Genomic DNA, 14,461 nt, shown 5'->3' on the forward strand with positions numbered 1-14,461 from the left:
GGGGAAGCCGAGGCCGCCGCCGCCCGCCGGGCCGTCGCGCCCGACCAGCGCCGGCCCGCCGAGGGGGTGCGCCGGTGACCGCGCTGCAGCTGTGGATCGGCGCCCTGACGCTGGTCACCAACGCCTTCTTCGTCGGCGCGGAGTTCGCGATGATCTCCGTACGGCGCAGCCAGATCGAGCCGCGGGCCCGCCGCGGGCACCGGCGGGCGCGGATCACGCTCTACGGCCTGGAGCACCTCTCCGCGATGATGGCCACCGCCCAGCTGGGCATCACCGTCTCGTCGCTGGTGCTGGGCGCGGTCGCGGAGCCGGCCATCGCGCACCTGCTGGAGCCCGCCTTCGAGGCGGCGCACGTGCCGCACGCCGCCGTGCACCCGATCTCGTTCGTGATCGCGCTGACGGTGGCGACGTACCTGCACATGCTCGTCGGCGAGATGGTCCCGAAGAACATCGCGCTGTCCGCGCCCGCGCCCACGGCGCTGCTCCTCGGCCCGCCGCTGGTCGCGATGACCCGCGCGCTGCGCCCGGTGGTCTTCGGCGTCAACGCCGTCGCGAACGCGCTGCTGAAGCTGCTGCGGGTGGAGCCGAAGGACGAGGTGGACGCCGTGTTCACCGACGACCAGCTCGCCCGGATGGTCACCGACGCCAGCCGCGCCGGGCTGCTGCAGCCCGCCGACGGCGAGCGGCTGCGGGACGCGCTGGAGCTGGGCACCCGGCCGGTCGGCGAGATCCTGGTGCCCGCGGGCACCATGACCGCCGTCGACGACACGGTCACCCCGGCCCGGCTGGAGCGGCTGGCCGCCGCGGCGGGCTTCTCCCGCTTCCCGGTCACCGACGGCGGCGGGGCGCTGCTGGGCTACCTGCACATCAAGGACACCCTCGGGGTGACGGAGCGGGACGCGCCGTTCCCGCGCTCGGCGCTGCACCCGGTGACCCGGGTGGCCATCGACACCCCGCTCGACGACACGCTCACCGCGCTGCGCGCCGCCGGCAGCCACCTGGCCGCCGTCACCGGCGACCAGGGGCGGGTGCTGGGCTTCGTCACCATGGAGGACGTCCTGTCGGAGCTGGTGGGCCCGGCGCCCGCCGCGGCGTGACACCGCCGCCGCCCGCCCGGCGCGGGGACCGGCCGGCGGGCGGCGGGGGCACGCGGAAAACGGCTCGAACGCGGGGGCGGGCCGCGGTACGGTCGCGCTCTCGGCTACCGCGGGGAGGCGCCTCATGAACGGTCCGCCCGCCGGCGTACCCGCCTCCCCCGGCCGCGGCCTCGAACTCTTCTGCGACGAGTCCGGCTACGAGGGCGAGAACCTCGTCGGCGGCATCACCGACGTCTTCGCCCACGCCGCCGTGGCGGTCCCGGCCGCGGACGCGGCCGACTGCATCCGCGAGCTGCGACACCGCATCCGCTCCCCCGCGACCGTGTACAAGGCGAACCACCTGCAGCGCGAGAAGCACCGCGGCACGATGGTGTGGTTCCTCGGCCCCGACGGGCCGCTGCCCGGCCGCGCCCGGGTGCATCTGACCGAGAAGGCGTTCTTCGCCGTCGCCCGCCTCGTCGACCTGCTGGTGTCCGGCACCGACCCGGCCGATGCCCCGGCGATGCTGCGCGGGGTGTCCGCGCACGGCCCCGCGGGCGCGCTGTACCGCGAGGGCCCGCTGGTCTACGGCCGGGAGCGCTGGCAGGCGTTTCTGGCCGCGTTCAACGAGCTGATGTGGGTCAACACCCGCCGCGGCGCCGAGACCTCGGCCGACGGCTTCTTCCGGCTGGCCGAGGCGCTGCACCGCGAGGGGGCGCCGGGCGCGGCCGGGCGCGTGCTGCGGCTCGTCCGGCGGGCGCGGCGGCGGGCGGAGGAGCTGCGGGCGGCGCTCCTGGCGGACCCGCGGACGGTGCCGGCGCTGGACTCGCTGCTGCCGGCGCTCGCCGCCGCCGTCGGGTACTGGGGGCGGGACGGGACGGCGGTGACCGTCGTGCACGACCGGCAGACGGCGCTGACGGAGGAGCGGGTGGCGCGGCTGTACGAGGTGTGCCGCCCGCCCCGCGCGCGGCTGCACGCGCTGCGCTTCGTCGACGCGGAGACCGATCCGCGGGTGCAGCTCGCGGACTTCCTCGCCGGGATCGCGCGCAAGCGGGCCTCCGAGGCGCTGGCCGGGCTGGCGGACCCCGAGCTGGACGAGCTGCTGCGGCCGTACGTCGATCCGGACTCGGCGTGGGGCGACGCGCGCAGCCGGGCGCTGCTCGCCCCCGGGCCCGGCCGGCGGGCGGGGCTCACCTCGGCGTGACGCCGTGCCCCCGGACGGCCGGTCCGGCTGTCCGGGGCCGCGGAGGCCGGGGGCCCGGGGGTCCGGGAACTCAGCGCGGGCCGGCCGCCAGCCGTACGGCCAGGCCCGCGAAGACGGTGCCGCTGAAGACGTTGAGCCCGCGCGCCAGCCGGCGGCTGCGGCGCAGCGCCCGCGACAGCCGGCCGGAGAGCAGGCCGACGGAGCCGTCGACGAGGAAGCCGACCACGACGCCGGTGACGCCGAGGAGGAGCAGCTGCAGCGGCAGGTGGCCGCGGCCGGGGTCCACGAACTGCGGCAGGAACGCGATGTTGAACATGATGACCTTGGGGTTGAGCAGGTTGGTGATCATGCCCTGCCAGAACGCGCGGCGCGGCCGGGGGCCGGTCCGCCGGCCGTCGGCGGCCTCGGCCGCGTCGGCCCCGTCGTCCTCGGCACCGGGCACGGAGCGGTCCCGGAAGGCGCGGAACGCGAGGTAGAGGAGGTAGGCGGCGCCGAGCCAGCGGAGCACGTGGTAGAGCACCGGCAGCGCGCCGAAGAGCGCGGACAGCCCGAGCGCGGCGGCGACCGCGTGCACGAGCATGCCGCAGGCCACGCCGGCCGCGGCCATGACGCCCATGCCGGAGCCGCCGCGGCCGCCCATCGCCACGATGAACATCATGTCGGGGCCCGGGGTGATGGAGAGCACGAAGATCGCCCCGATGAAGGCGGCGAGGAGGGACATGTCGACCATGGCGGCGATACTCGCACCCCGCCCCCGCGCCCGGCGACCGCTTTCCGGCGCCGGCCGGCCGCCGGCGCACCCGTACGGCCATGGCATATGCCAACGTCCGGCCCGGTACGACCCCCGTACGCCCCCTGAACGCCCGCCTCCGCGGGGCAGCTTCGCCGCCCGTACCGCCGCCGTCTAATGTGGTCTGCCACGACCACCCCGGACCCCGGTGGGCCGTCGCCGGAGCACGAGCGAGCCGCCCATCGCTGCGAGCAGTCCCGCTGCGCGCCCACGCTCGACCGGGACCCACGCCCGAGTTCAACCCCGTACCGGGATGCGGGCAGCGGGTCGCGGTTGGCCTCCGGCACGTCCGGCCGCAATCCGGCCGGCACAGCAGCCGTGAAACGAGGTGACGACCCCATGCCCGAGGAGTCGCGAGAGGAAGGTCTGGCCGCCGCGTTCGTGGACCTGGCCGACACCCTCGTCAGCGATTTCGACGTCGAGCAGCACGCGCACAGGCTCGCGCGGCACTGCTCCCGGCTCGTCGACGTCACGGCCGCGGGAGTCGTCCTGGCCGCCGCCGACGGTGCCGCGCTGACGGCCTCGGCCTCCGACGAGCGCACGCACGCCCTGGAGTTAGCCGGGGTGGAGTGGGGCGAGGGCCCCGCCGTCGACTGCTGGCGCACCGCCAGACCGCTGCCGGCCACCCCGCTGACGCACACGCGGGCGCGCGCCGGCTGGCCCCGTTTCACCGGCCGGGCGCTGGACCTCGGCTTCCACCTCGTCGCCGCCGCCCCGCTGCGGGCGCGGGGCACGGCGGTCGGCGCGCTCACCTTCTTCCGCGACCGGCCCGGCACCCTGCACGACGCGCAGCTGCGCCTGGGCCAGGCGCTCGCCGACGTCGCGACGATCGGCATCCTGCAGCGGCGCGCGGTCGCCGAGCAGGCCGCGGTCGCGGCACAGCTGCAGAACGCCCTCAACTCGCGCGTCGTCATCGAGCAGGCCAAGGGCGCGCTCTCCCAGCGCCGGAGCATCGCCGTCGACGAAGCGTTCCGGGTGCTGCGCGGGCACGCCCGCAGCACCCGCAGACCGCTGACCGACGTGGCCCGCGAGGTGGTCGAGGACGGACTCGACCCGGCGGCGCAGGACGGCTGACTCCGGCCCGGCCGGGACCGGGCCCGGCCGGCGGCCGTCCGGCTCAGTACAGGCTGAGCCCGGCCGTCTGCAGCGCGCTGGCCACGGGCTGGTAGTAGGTCGTGCCGCCGACGGGGCACGAACCGTTCGCGCTCACGATGATGCCCAGCGCGGTGCCGCCGTGGTGGCCGGGCCCGCCGCCGGCGGCGCCGGGCTCGGTGCAGGCGCTGGACTGGAACAGGTCGTGGACGACGCCCTCGGGGTAACTGATGGCAACGCTCATGCTGGTGACCAGGCCGCAGTGCACGCCGGTGGACCCGTCGGCGTGGCACACCTCCGCGCCGATCGTGGGATAGGCGGCGCGGGTGATCGCGATCGGCTGGCCGGTTCCGGTCGACAGCTCGCTGGGATAGGTGAAGTCGGGGTTCGTGTAGTGGATGACGGCGAAGTCGGTGCCGGGGAAGTACACGTGGTCGGTCCGGCCGATCTCCACCGACGTGCCGGCGTCCCCGTAGTACCAGACGGGACCGGCGTCGCGGGCGCAGCGGCCGCTCATGAGCGCGTAACGCTCGCCGTCGCGCCCGGCGTTGAAGGCGACCCGGCAGGAGACGCCGGAGCTGCCGTGGAGCGTGTCGCCGCCGCGGACGGCGCGTTCCTGCGCCCCGGCGGCGGGCGGGGCGAGGGCGGTGAGGACGGCGAGGAGCGCGGCGGCCAGGACCACCGCCGGGGCGAGGAGCCTTGGGGCGGCGGGGTACGGGGTGAGCGGAGCGCGGGGTACGTTCACGGATCCTCCCGTCGTGGGTCGGCGACCGCATTGTCGCGCAGGGCCGACCGCCCCGTACAGAAGAGCCGTTCGGCCCTATGGGCGGTGCGGGCCGCACAGGCATGCTGTTCTGGCCGCGGCGACCCGTGGCGTGGGGGGTGATGGCCGGTGCGGCGCGGCAGCGCGCCGTACCGGCTCACCTGACGCCGTACACGGGGCCGTTGCCCTCCGGGCGCACGCTGCCCGTACGCGCGCGGCCGGCCGCTACCGCTCGGACGGGCCCGCGCTCCCCTGCCGCCAGTGCGGCTCCACCCGCGCCCAGTCGAGTTCCCACTCGTCCGCGCGCCTGCGGTCCAGCCGTACGCGCAGCACGGTCCGGCAGCCGAACGCCAGGCACCCCACGGCCCCGGCCGCGGCACCCGCCGCCACGGCGCTCTGCACACCGGTGTCCACCGGCGGCGGGGGCGGGTCGACGGCGTGCCGGCCCGTCGTGTCCGTCCAGATCTCCGCCTTCGCGCCCTCGCCCAGCCCGCCGGTCACCCGGGCGCGGCCGGTCTGCCACAGCCCGTCCGCGTCCCGCCAGCCCACCTTGGCGAGCACCTTGCCGCCGGACCACGCGTCCCCCCGCAGCATCGTCGGCGCCGACGTGTCCTGCAGCAGCACCGCCGTCGTCCGCACCCGCTCCGCGCTCCGGCCGCTCAGCTCCTCGTGCACGGCGGACGCCGCGGCCCAGCCGGCCGCGGTGCCGCCGAGGACGAACACCGCGAAGGCGCCGACCGCGGCCCAGCCCTCCAGCACGTCCGTACGGCGTCTGAAGGGGTTGCGCCGGCTCCACAGCCTGCGTACCGGGCGGTGTCCCTCGCGCCCCATGCCCGCTCCGGCGGCCATCGGCACCCCCAATCCGGTTCCCATACGCCCGAGTAAAGGGTCTCTTATCGACTGTCGCACCTTCGGCCCGGTTCCGGTGGGAAACCCGCGGAGGCGGTCGCACGGCCGTAGCATTCGGGGCCCGGGCCGGCCCGGCCCCGGGCCCGTTCGGCCCTACCCGCGGCCGCGGCGGGCGAGGACGATCGAGCCAGCCGCGCAGCAGCTGAAAGGTGCCCGACGTGTCTGTGGAAAGGCAATCCTCGGCAGCCCGCCCCATCAGAGTCTTCCTCGTCGACGACCACGAGGTGGTCCGGCGCGGCCTGCGCGACCTCCTCGACGGCGAGCCCGGCATCGAAGTCGCGGGCGAGGCCGGCACGTTCGCGCAGGCGCTCGCGCGCGGCCCGGCGCTGCGGCCCGACGTCGCCGTGCTGGACGTGCGGCTGCCGGACGGCAACGGGATCGGGGTCTGCCGCGAGCTGCGCTCGCGGCTGCCGGGGCTGGCGTGCCTCATGCTCACGTCCTTCGACGACGACGACGCGCTGCTGGACGCGATCCTGGCGGGCGCCTCCGGGTACGTTCTCAAGCAGATCAAGGGCGGCGACCTGGTCTCCGCGGTACGGACCGTGGCCCGCGGGGAGTCCATGCTCGACCCCGCCACCACGGCCCGGCTGATGACGAACCTGCGCCGCGAGGACGCCCCTTCGGCGCCGGAGCACGAGGTGCTCGCCGCGCTGTCGCCGCGCGAACTCGACGTGCTGGAGCTGATCGGCGAGGGCCTGACCAACCGGCAGATAGGCCAGCGGCTCTATCTGTCGGAGAAGACCGTGAAGAACCACATCTCCCGGCTGCTCGCCAAACTGGGCGTCGAACGCCGCATACAGGCGGCCGTGCTGGCCAGCAAGGCGCACCGCCTCCCGGGCGGGTGACCGCCGCCCCCGTGCGCCGCACCGCCGGGGGTGCCGCGCGGACACCTCCGCGCGGCACCCTCAGGCCCGGCCGGGGTCCGGAGCGCTCCCATCCGCATCGTCGTCCCCACGGTCCCCACGGTCCCCGCGGTCCGCTCCGGCCTCCCGCACGTCCCGCTCCGCCGCGGCACCGCCGCCGCCCGGCGCCGCCCCGCCGTCCAGCGGCACCCGCCACACCAGCCGCGTACCGCCGCCCGCCGGCGGGTCCAGGGACAGCTCGCCGCCCAGCTCCCGGGCCCGCTCCGCGATGTTCGCCAGCCCGCTGCGCCGGCCGCCGGCCGGCAGCCCGCGCCCGTCGTCGGTCACCGTCAGCGCGACCAGCCCCTGCCCGGCGCTCACCGTGATGTCGACGGCCGATGCGCCCGCGTGCCGGGCGGCGTTGGACAGCGCCTCGCCGAGCACCGCGACGAGGTGGTCGGCGACCGGCGCCGGCACGTCCGTGTCGAGCAGCCCCTCGGTGCGCAGCACGGGCAGGAAGCCCAGTGCGGCGACGGACTCCTGGACCTGGTGGAGCACCCGCAGGCGCAGCCCCCGGGCGGCCGGCCCGCTCTCGTGCCGGCGCAGCCCGAAGATCGTGGTACGGATGATCTTGATGGTCTCGTCCAGGTCGTCCACGGCCCGCAGCAGCCGCTCCGCGCCCTGCGGGTGCGTGACGAAGCGCACCGCGCTCTGCAGCGTCATGCCGGTGGCGAACAGCCGCTGGATGGCCAGGTCGTGCAGGTCCCGGGCGATGCGGTCGCGGTCCTCGTAGAGCGCGAGCTGCTCGGCGTCCCGGCGCCGCTGGGCCAGCTCCATGGCCAGCGCCGCCTGCCCGGCGAAGCCGACCAGGGCATCGGTCTCCTCCGGGCCGAAGCGCTCCCCGCCCGCCTCGCGGGCGACGAGGAGCACGCCGCGCAGCCCGTCGCTGGCGCCCAGCGGCACGGCGACCGCCGGGCCGAGGCCCTCGACCGGCAGCGCGCTGCGGCGTACCCGCGGGTCGGTCCGCAGGTCGTCGCTGACGGTCAGCTCCACCCTGGTGAACGCCGTCCCGGAGAGCGTGCCCTGCATGGGCAGCGTGCGCCCTTCGAGCGTGTCCGCGGCGGTGCCCTGGGCGAGCGCGATACGCAGCCCGTCGACGCCCTCGGCGGGCAGCGAGACGGTGCCGAGGCCGGCCTGGAGGATGCTGCGGGCCCGGTCCAGCATCAGGCCCAGCACCTCCTCCTGGTGGGCGCCGGAGAGCAGGCTGTTGGTCACCTCGCCGCCGGCCTCGATCCACCGCTGCCGGCGGCGGGCCTCCTCGTACAGCCGGGCGTTCTCGATCGCCACCCCCGCGCCCACCGCGAGCGTCTGCAGGACCGTCTCGTCCTCGCGGTCGAACTCCTTGGCGCCGCGCTTCTCCGTCAGGTAGAGGTTGCCGAACACCTCGTCGCGGACCCGGATCGGCACGCCGAGGAAGGAGTGCATCGGCGGGTGGTTCGCCGGAAAGCCGTACGAGGACGGGTGGTCCTGCAGCTCCGGTATGCGCAGCGCCTCGGGGTGCCGGATCAGCTCGCCGAGCACGCCGTGCCCCCGCGGCAGCGGGCCGATCGCCTCGCACCGCTCGGCGGAGATCCCGACGGGGATGAACTGCGCCAGCCGCTCGCCGTGTTCGATCACGCCGAGCGCCCCGTACTCGGCGTCGACGAGCACCACCGCGGCCTCCACGATCCGCCGCAGAACATGGCGCAGATCCAACTCCCCGCCGACCGTGAGCACCGCCTCCAGCAGGCTGTGCACGCGGTCTCGGGTGCCGCGCACCTCGTCGATGCGCAGCTGCAGCTCGTCGAGGAGCTGATCGAGTTGGAGCCGCGGCAGCTGCTGCCCGCCTCTGTCTCCGCTTGTCGACATCGCATCCCCCCACAGGACCCCGGGTGGCCGGCCAGCACGCCCCTGCACCACCGTAGTCACGTCGTCACACTCCGGGAGTGGTTCCCGGTCACCCGAATGCACGATGCGGCGGGAGGCCGCGGACAGCCTCGCGCACTGTGGATGCCATGAGCGATGAGCGAGCCCGCGACGAGGAGACGGCGAAGGGCGCCCGCCGGGCGGGGGACGGCGCGCCGGCGGCGCCCCCGAGGAGGCCGGAGGCCGAACCGGAGCGGGGCCTCGGCCTGGGGCGGGAAGGTCACGGCGGGGTGCTGCTGCCGGACCGGCACGGAGGGCGCGGGGAGCGCGGCGAGCGCGGGAGGCGTACGGAACGGCGCGCGGGGCGCGAGCGCGAGCCGTACGGCGACGAGGACGGGCCCGAGGAGACCCCGGACCGCTGACGGCTGGCCCCGCTCGCCGGGCGGACTGTCGGTGCCCGGCCTTACGGTGGGACGTATGGCAGCAAACGAGACCCTGGCCCTGCACGCCGCCGCGCTCGACCTGTTCGAGGGGCACGTCCACCGGGTCCGGCCCGACCAGTGGTCGCGGCCCACGCCGTGCACGGACTGGAGCGTGCGGGATCTCGTCAACCACATGACGGTAGAGCAGCTGTGGGTGCCGCCGATACTCGCCGGGGACACGATCGAGGAGCTGGGCGACCGGTTCGACGGCGACCAGCTCGGCGACGACCCGGTGGCCGTCTGGGACGACGCCGCGGCCGAGGCCCGCGCCGCCTTCGCCGAGCCGGTCGCCCTGGCCCGTACGGTGCACCTGAGCTACGGGGACAGCCCCGCCGAGGCGTACTGCCTGGAGATGGCCGTGGACGCCGTCGTGCACTCCTGGGACCTGGCCCGGGGCATCGGCGCGGACGACGTGCTGCCCGCGGAGCTGGCGGAGTTCGCGCTGGAGCGGGTGGAGCCGCAGGCCCCGATGCTGGCGTCGAGCGGGCTCTTCGCCGACCCGGTGCCGGTGCCGGCGGACGCGGACGCGCAGACGCGGCTGCTGGGCCTGACCGGCCGCCGCCCCTGACCGGCGGGGCCGCGGGGGGCGCGGGGTCGCCGCCCTCCGGGCTACGCGGGGCCGGTGCGCTCCGGGGCGGTGAGGATCGTGCCCTGCGCCACCGCGCACAGCTCGCCGCCGTCCGCGCCGTCGCCGGCCCCTCCGCCCGCGCCGGTCACCACGGAGATGTCGCAGCGGCAGACGGCCTGCCGCCGGCCCGCGTGCACCACGTACGCCTCGGCCCGCAGCATGCCGTCCCGCGCCGGCCGCAGGTACTGGACGGAGAAGCCGCCGGTGATGACGGCCGGGCCCAGGACGGTGCCGGCGGCGAACGTCAGCGCGTTGTCGGCGGCGTAGGCGAGCAGGCCGCCGTGCGCGAAGCCGTACTGCTGCCGCAGGTCGTCGCGGATGTCCACCTCCAGCGTCGCGGCGCCTTCCGCGAACGCGGTGATCCGGGCGCCGAGGAGCCGGCTGAACGCCTGCTCGTCGAGCACCTTCTGGGCGAAGTCGATCCCGAGGTCCGTCATGTGACCCAACGGTAACCGCGTCCCGGCGGGGCTCCTAGACCGTGTCCGGCATCTTCAGTTCGACCCAGGTGCACTTGCCGCGGGGCAGCAGGTCCACGCCCCAGCGGTCGGCGACCCGGTCGACCAGGGACAGCCCGCGCCCGCTGGTGTCCATGTCGCGCACGGGCATCAGGCACGGCAGCGCGCGCGAGGGGTCGCGCACCTCGATCCGGATCGCCTGGCGCCCGCGCGACATCCGCAGCGCGAACGTACGCGCCCCGGTGTGCCGTACGGCGTTGCCGACCAGCTCCGAGACCAGCAGCACGGCGTGCTCGGCGAACCGCGGCGACATCCCCCAGTGGCCCACGACGACCGCCTCGGCGAGCCGGCGGGCGACCGCGGCCGACTCGGGCCTGGAGGGCAGCCGCACCTCGTCGACGGCCGGGTTGCCCCACTGCTCGACGGGGCCGGGCGCCGGGCCCCCGGCGGGCCCGGCGGCCGGCGGGGCGGCGGGGAAGCGGCGGTAGGCGGGCGACGGCAGCGGCAGCAGCCGCCGGAGCGGCCTGCGGGGCCGTCGTACGGGGGCGGCCGGAAGCGCCGGCTGGTCCCGGTGGAGTTGCTGGATGTCCTCAAGGCCCGCCATGGCCACATGATGGCGCGGCCGGACGGCTTTGGGAGCATTTCCGCGCCAACAAGTCCCGCGGCAGCCTACGTTCCGTGAGCGCGCAGGGGCATATGCCGGGGCTACGTGGCCGCATCCACACCCTGCTGAGCTGCACAAACAGCGCGCCGATCGCGGCCCACACGGCCCCAAACCGCCCGAATCGCTTAAGCCTTGATTAAGGCGCCCACTACCCCCGGCCGGGGGTAGTGGTCACGGAGCGTCGCGGGGAGCGGCGGGCGGCCGGGCCGCCCGCGCCGGCCCGCCCGGCCGGGCTCAGCGGAACTCCGCCTTGCCCGGGCCCTTCTCCACGAAGCTGCGCATCCCGATCTCCCGGTCCTCGGTGGCGAACAGCCCGGCAAACCAGCTCCGCTCCAGCGCGAGCCCCGTCTCCAGGTCCGCCTCCAGCCCGTGGTCCACCGACTCCTTCGCCGCCCGCAGCGCGATCGCCGGCCCCCTGGCGAGCCGCGCGGCCCAGGCGTGGGCCTGCTCGTACACCTCCGCGTCCGGCACCACCCGGTCCACGAGCCCGAGCGCGAGCGCCTCGTCGGCCCGGACCATCCGGCCCGTGAAGATCAGGTCCTTGGCCCGCGCGGGCCCCAGCAGCCGGGCGAGCCGCTGCGTGCCGCCCGCGCCGGGGATCAGCCCGAGCAGGATCTCCGGCTGGCCCAGCTTGGCGTTCTCGCCGGCGATCCGGATGTCGGCGCAGAGCGCCAGCTCGCAGCCGCCGCCCAGGGCGTAGCCGGTGACCGCGGCGACGACGGGCTTGGGCACCCGCGCCAGCGCCGTGAAGGACTCCTGCAGCGCACGGCCCCGCGCGACCATGGCCGCCTGGTCCATGTCCTGCATCTCCTTGATGTCGGCGCCGGCGGCGAAGACCTTCTCGCCGCCCCACACGACCAGGGCGCGCACGTCGTCGCGGCCGGCGGCCTCGACGGCGAGTTCGCGGATGCGGTCCTGGGTGGCGATGTCCAGGGCGTTCATGGGCGGGCGGTCCAGGCGCAGCGTACCCACGCCCTCGGCGACCTCAAGGTAGGCAGTCATGGCACCCCACGTTAGCGGTCGCTAACGGCGCGGGACCCGGTGCGCTTGCTCACACACCGGGTCCGCGGGACGCCTCACTGCGGCGCGGTCCACTCCTCCCAGGACATGTTCCAGCCGTTGAGGCCGTTGTCCGGGGCGATGATCTCGTCCTTGGCGTTCTTGACCTCGACGACGTCCCCGATCAGGGAGTTGCGGAAGAACCAGGAGCCGGGTGTCGACCTGTCGCCGCCGCCGCGGGCGTCGTACAGGCCGATGCAGCCGTGGCTGGTGTTGGCCGAGCCGAAGGTGGCCTGGCCGGCCCAGTAGTTGCCGTGGATGAACGTGCCGGAGGTGGACAGGCGCTGCGCGTGCGGCACGTCCTTGATGTCGTACTCGCCGCCGAAGCCGACCGTGTCGCCGTCCATCCTGGTGACGTCGAACTGCTCGGTGATCACCATCTTGCCGTTCCACGTCGGCGTCGACGGCGCGCCGGTGGTCACCGGGATGGTCTTGACGACCCGGCCGTCGCGCTCGACCTTCATCTTCTTGCTCTTGGCGTCGACGGTGCTCACCTGGCGCCGGCCGATCTCGAAGCTGACGTCCTTGTGCTGCTGGCCGTAGACGCCGTCCGCGCCCTCGACGCCGTCGAGGCGCAGGCTGAGCGTCACCTCGGTGCCGGGCTCCCAGTACTCCTCGGGGCGGAAGTCCAGGCGCTGGTTGCCGAACCAGTGGCCGTCGATCTCGACGTCGGGTTCTGCGGTGACCTCGATGGCCTTCTCGACCGCGTCCTGGTTGGCGATCGGCTGGTTGAAGTTGAGGGACACCGGCATGCCGACGCCGACGGTGCTGCCGTCCTCGGGCGTGAAGTAGCCGATGAAGGAGTTCTCCGGCACGACGGTGGTGAACGAGGCGTCCTTGACGGCCTCCAGGCCGTCGGCGTCCTTCGCGACGGCGTGCACCTTGTACCTGGTCTGGGTCCGCAGGTGGCCGGCCGGCTCCCACACGGCGCCGTCCTTCGAGATCTCGCCCTCGACCTCGGCGCCCTTCTCGTCGGCGACCTCGACCGAGACCAGCTTGCCCTTGGCCGCGGTCACCTTCAGCTCGCCCTGGGTGCCGACCGCGTCGGCGCCGTCCTTCGGCGTGATGTCGACGACCGCCCGCGACGTCTTCTGCGCACCGCCGCCGGCGCCGCCCGCGCTCCCCGAGCCGCCGCCCTTGCCGCCGTCGTCGTCCCCGCCGCCGGATCCACCGCACGCCGCCACCAGGACGAGCACGGCCCCGGTCAGCAGTGCCGACAGGCTGTTCCGGGTACGTCCCCTTCGTATCCGCTCCACCTTCAACGCCACATTCTCCCCTCGGCCGCACCGAGCCAGATTCCCCCGCGCGTGACATCGCGCCTTCGCGTTCAAGGTATCCCCGGTCACCGCGCAGTAAGGGCACGCGATTGTCACCGTTCGGTCCCAAGTGATCCGCGCGCCGCGCCCGCCCGCGGGGAGCCGGTCCGGGGCGGGAAAACGGGGTGAGCCTCCGGCCTGGCCTTACGTAGGCTCGGGAACGATGCCTGCCGCCGCCGCACGAACCGAAGAGCCCGACCCCGCCGACTCCCCCGCCGCCGACTCCCCCGCCGCCACCGGCCCCGCCGCCGGCGGGCAGGACCGCTCCGCGGTCCGCTCGCTGCTGCGCCTGTGGCCGTACGTCCGCCCGGTGCGGGTGCGGCTGTTCTCCGCGGCCGGCGTCGCGATCGTCGCGTCCTGTATCGGGCTGGTCATCCCGCTGGTGCTCAAGTGGCTCGTGGACGGCCCGGTGGCCGACGGCGACTCGGGCGGCGTGTGGCTCGGCGGGCTGCTGATCCTCGCCCTCGGCGTCGCGGAGGCGGCGCTCTTCGGCTTCCGCCGCTGGCTGGTGGCCCGGCCGCTGGCCGGGGTGGAGGCGTCGATGCGGGCGAGCCTGTACCGGCGGCTGCAGCGGCTGCCGGTGGCGTTCCACGACCGCTGGGCGTCCGGCCAGCTCCTCTCCCGCGGCACGACGGACCTGCAGCTCATCCGGATGTTCCTGGCCTTCCCGCTGACGTTCCTGGTCGTCAACGGCACGACGATCGCGGTCGGCTGCGCCGTCCTGCTGGCCCAGGAGTGGACGCTCGGGCTGGTGCTGCTGGCGCCCGTGATCCCGCTGGTCGCGCTCTGCTCCGCGTTCGAACAGCGCTTCTTCGGCGCCGCGCGCCGGGCGCAGGACCAGGTCGGCGACCTGACGACGGTGGTCGAGGAGGCGGTGCTCGGCATCCGCATCGTCAAGGGCTTCGGCCGGCACCGCAGCCAGGCGCGGGCGTTCCGCCGGCTGAGCCGCGACCTGCGCGCCACCGAGCTGCACAAGGCACGGCTGCTGGCCGGGATCTGGGCGCTGATCATGACGCTGCCGGAGCTGGCGGTCGGCGCGGCGCTGGTGCTGGGGACGGTGCAGGTCGCGGACGGCGACCTGTCGGCGGGCACGCTGGTGGCGTTCCTGTCGACGGCGATGGCGCTGCGCTGGCCGGTGGAGTCGATCGGGTTCCTGCTGGCGATGTGCAACGAGGCGGCGACCGCGGCGGATCGCTACTTCGAGGTGATGGACCAGCCGGCGGCCGACGCCGCGGACCGCGGGGCCGGCAGGGCCGTCGCCGTCGCCCCGGCGGGC

Annotated in this window: 15 protein-coding genes; 7 read left to right on the plus strand and 8 right to left on the minus strand. The window is 75.3% G+C overall.

The annotated features are described in order from the left end of the window. Nucleotides 1-74 precede the first annotated feature (74 nt). Together ABD317_RS23850 and ABD317_RS23855 are read left to right on the plus strand one after the other, a co-directional pair. Nucleotides 75-1,097: a hemolysin family protein gene (locus tag ABD317_RS23850; protein ID WP_344291960.1), complete on the plus strand. Its 1,023-nt coding sequence runs from the start codon at nt 75-77 to the stop codon at nt 1,095-1,097. Nucleotides 1,098-1,221: 124 nt separating this feature from the next. Then, nucleotides 1,222-2,280, plus strand: a complete 1,059-nt coding sequence (locus tag ABD317_RS23855) for a hypothetical protein (RefSeq protein WP_344291961.1) — start codon at nt 1,222-1,224, stop codon at nt 2,278-2,280. A gap of 70 nt (nt 2,281-2,350) precedes the next feature. Here the strand turns inward: ABD317_RS23855 and ABD317_RS23860 are convergent, their stop codons facing one another. Continuing rightward, a complete protein-coding gene (locus ABD317_RS23860) occupies nt 2,351-3,010 on the minus strand; it encodes a LysE family translocator (protein WP_344291962.1) in 660 nt (219 codons plus the stop codon). 399 nt (nt 3,011-3,409) lie between these two features. Here ABD317_RS23860 and ABD317_RS23865 point away from each other — a divergent pair, with 399 nt between their 5' ends. Continuing rightward, nucleotides 3,410-4,144, plus strand: a complete 735-nt coding sequence (locus ABD317_RS23865) for a GAF and ANTAR domain-containing protein (RefSeq protein WP_344291963.1) — start codon at nt 3,410-3,412, stop codon at nt 4,142-4,144. Between the two features lie 43 nt (nt 4,145-4,187). Here the strand turns inward: ABD317_RS23865 and ABD317_RS23870 are convergent, their stop codons facing one another. Beyond that, a complete protein-coding gene (locus tag ABD317_RS23870; RefSeq protein ID WP_344291964.1) occupies nt 4,188-4,907 on the minus strand; it encodes a S1 family peptidase in 720 nt (239 codons plus the stop codon). Nucleotides 4,908-5,150: 243 nt separating this feature from the next. Then, a complete protein-coding gene (locus tag ABD317_RS23875; RefSeq protein WP_344291965.1) occupies nt 5,151-5,798 on the minus strand; it encodes an Rv1733c family protein in 648 nt (215 codons plus the stop codon). Between the two features lie 185 nt (nt 5,799-5,983). Between ABD317_RS23875 and ABD317_RS23880 the strand changes: the two genes are divergently transcribed. Beyond that, nucleotides 5,984-6,679, plus strand: coding sequence for a response regulator (locus ABD317_RS23880; RefSeq protein ID WP_051438443.1), 696 nt, complete (start codon nt 5,984-5,986; stop codon nt 6,677-6,679). Nucleotides 6,680-6,739: 60 nt separating this feature from the next. Here ABD317_RS23880 and ABD317_RS23885 read toward each other — a convergent pair whose 3' ends face one another. Beyond that, the gene (locus ABD317_RS23885; protein WP_344291966.1) at nt 6,740-8,584 is read right to left on the minus strand and encodes a sensor histidine kinase; all 1,845 of its coding nucleotides are present in this window, start codon (nt 8,582-8,584) and stop codon (nt 6,740-6,742) included. A 146-nt stretch (nt 8,585-8,730) separates the two neighbouring features. Between ABD317_RS23885 and ABD317_RS23890 the strand changes: the two genes are divergently transcribed. Continuing rightward, nucleotides 8,731-9,003 (plus strand): hypothetical protein, encoded by a 273-nt coding sequence (locus ABD317_RS23890; protein WP_344291968.1) that lies wholly within the window; start codon nt 8,731-8,733, stop codon nt 9,001-9,003. A 55-nt stretch (nt 9,004-9,058) separates the two neighbouring features. After that, nucleotides 9,059-9,631, plus strand: a complete 573-nt coding sequence (locus ABD317_RS23895) for a TIGR03086 family metal-binding protein (protein WP_344291969.1) — start codon at nt 9,059-9,061, stop codon at nt 9,629-9,631. A gap of 41 nt (nt 9,632-9,672) precedes the next feature. Here the strand turns inward: ABD317_RS23895 and ABD317_RS23900 are convergent, their stop codons facing one another. The 4 genes from ABD317_RS23900 to ABD317_RS23915 all read right to left on the minus strand — a co-directional run bounded on the left by ABD317_RS23900 (nt 9,673) and on the right by ABD317_RS23915 (nt 13,131). Then, on the minus strand, nt 9,673-10,128 hold the full coding sequence (locus tag ABD317_RS23900; protein WP_344291970.1) for a PaaI family thioesterase: 456 nt from the start codon (nt 10,126-10,128) through the stop codon (nt 9,673-9,675). 34 nt (nt 10,129-10,162) lie between these two features. After that, complete coding sequence (locus tag ABD317_RS23905; RefSeq protein ID WP_344291971.1) at nt 10,163-10,750, minus strand: ATP-binding protein; 588 nt, start codon at nt 10,748-10,750, stop codon at nt 10,163-10,165. Nucleotides 10,751-11,044: 294 nt separating this feature from the next. Next, nucleotides 11,045-11,812 carry an enoyl-CoA hydratase/isomerase family protein gene (locus ABD317_RS23910; RefSeq protein WP_344291972.1) on the minus strand — a complete coding sequence of 256 codons (768 nt, stop codon included), beginning with the start codon at nt 11,810-11,812 and terminating at the stop codon, nt 11,045-11,047. A 74-nt stretch (nt 11,813-11,886) separates the two neighbouring features. After that, entirely contained in the window at nt 11,887-13,131 is a 1,245-nt protein-coding gene (locus ABD317_RS23915; protein WP_344291974.1) for a L,D-transpeptidase, read from the minus strand. A gap of 217 nt (nt 13,132-13,348) precedes the next feature. Here ABD317_RS23915 and ABD317_RS23920 point away from each other — a divergent pair. Continuing rightward, a partial coding sequence (locus ABD317_RS23920; protein ID WP_344291973.1) for an ABC transporter ATP-binding protein occupies nt 13,349-14,461 on the plus strand: 1,113 nt, incomplete at its 3' end.

It is taken from the genome of Streptomyces synnematoformans, from assembly GCF_039531005.1.
Lineage (GTDB): Bacteria > Actinomycetota > Actinomycetes > Streptomycetales > Streptomycetaceae > Streptomyces > Streptomyces synnematoformans.